General features: G+C 68.8%; 1 protein-coding gene. It reads left to right on the plus strand.

Annotation, left to right across the window (positions count from 1 at the left end; all coding sequences use genetic code 11):
* Positions 1-1,639, plus strand: a 1,639-nt coding sequence (locus ACTIDRAF_RS28200; RefSeq protein ID WP_039786739.1) for a condensation domain-containing protein, incomplete at both ends; no start/stop codon positions are given.

Consider the following 1,639-nt stretch of genomic DNA (forward strand, 5'->3'; position numbering starts at 1 on the left):
GTACATGATGCCCACGGGGTGGGTGGTCCTGGACGAGTTGCCAGTAACCCACAACGGGAAACTGGACCGCGTGGCGCTGCCCGCACCCACGTACCACGGCGGGGCTGAGCACGCCGAGCCGTCGACCGAGACCGAACGATCCCTCCTCGTACTGTGGAGTGAAGTGCTCGGAACGACGGGCATCGGTGTCGACGACGACTTCTTCCGCATCGGCGGCGACTCCATCAGCGGTGCCCGGGTGCTGGCAAGACTGCGGTCCGGCACGTCCGTTGAGCTTCCGTCCCGCGTCCTCTTCGACCACCCGACCATCCGAGGACTGGCGGCATTCCTGGCCAGCGCCGATGTCGTCCCAGACGGCACGAACGATGTCATCCCCGCACGAGGAGACGTGGCCGCCGCGCCGCTCTCCTCGGCTCAGCAGCGGTTGTGGTTCCTCGACAGCTTCAGCCCGGGGGGAGTGGAGTACAACACCGGAATCGCACTCCGGGTGGCAGGTCGTGTTCGGCACGATGCCCTACGCGCAGCGCTGTGCCGCCTCGCCGACCGCCATGACTCGCTGCGGACTGTCTTCGACTTCGATGGCGGTGTGGGCCGACAGCGCGTTCGTGAGCACGCGGCGGTCGGGCTCCGGACGCTCGACCTGACCTCGTTTGACGGCGTTGAGCGGGATCTCCGGCTGGGCGAGGAGCTGCGAGTCGAGTCCTCGAAGCCCTTCGAGCTCGGTGTTGGTCCCCTGGTACGAGCCCTCCTGATCCGCGAGAGCGACGAGTCCGAAGTCCTCGCACTGGTCATGCACCACATCGTGACGGACGGGTGGTCGATGGGTGTGCTGGTCCGGGAGCTGGACCAGTACTACACCGCCGAGCTGGCCGGTGCCCCGGTGGAACTACCCGCGCTACCGGTGTCCTACCGGGACTGGGCAGCCTGGCAGCGGGACCAGACCGAGAAGGCCGGTTGGGAGGAACAGCTCGACTACTGGCGGGAGCAGCTGGCCGGGGTTCCGGTGCTGGAACTGCCCACCGACCGTGCCCGACCGGTGGTGCGCAGTTCGGTGGGCGCGGTGCACGTCCTGCGGGTCCCGCCCGCGGTGGTGGACCGGTTGACACGGTGGGGCGCCTCGGGTGGGGCGAGCCTGTTCATGACCCTGACCGCGATTACCCAGCTGGTGCTGGCCCAGCACAGCGGGCAGGACGACATCGCGGTGGGCACGGTGGTCTCGGGTAGGGACCGCACCGAGCTGGAAGGGCTGGTCGGGTTCTTCGTCAACACCCTGGTGCTGCGATCCCGGGTGGATCTGTCCGAGTCCGCCGAGGTGTTTCTGGCGCGGGTCCGGGAGACGGTGCTGAGGGCGTTCTCCCACCAGGACGTGCCCTTCGACCGGGTGGTCGACGCCGTGGGTGGGGTGCGGGACGCGTCCCGGCCGCCGTTGGCGCAGGTGATGGTGGTGTTGCAGAACGCGGTGGGTGAGGTGGCCGAGTTCGGGGGGATGCCGGCGCGACGGGTGGTGTTGGACCGGGCGTCCTCGCGGTTCGAGGTGACCTTCGAGTTCTGGCCGGACGCGGAGGGGTTGGTGGTGGAGCTGGAGTACAACACCGACCTGTTCGATGCCGGCACGGTGGAGCGGTGGGCCCGGGACTGG

It is taken from the genome of Actinoalloteichus spitiensis RMV-1378, assembly GCF_000239155.1.
Taxonomy (GTDB): Bacteria; Actinomycetota; Actinomycetes; order Mycobacteriales; family Pseudonocardiaceae; genus Actinoalloteichus_B; species Actinoalloteichus_B spitiensis.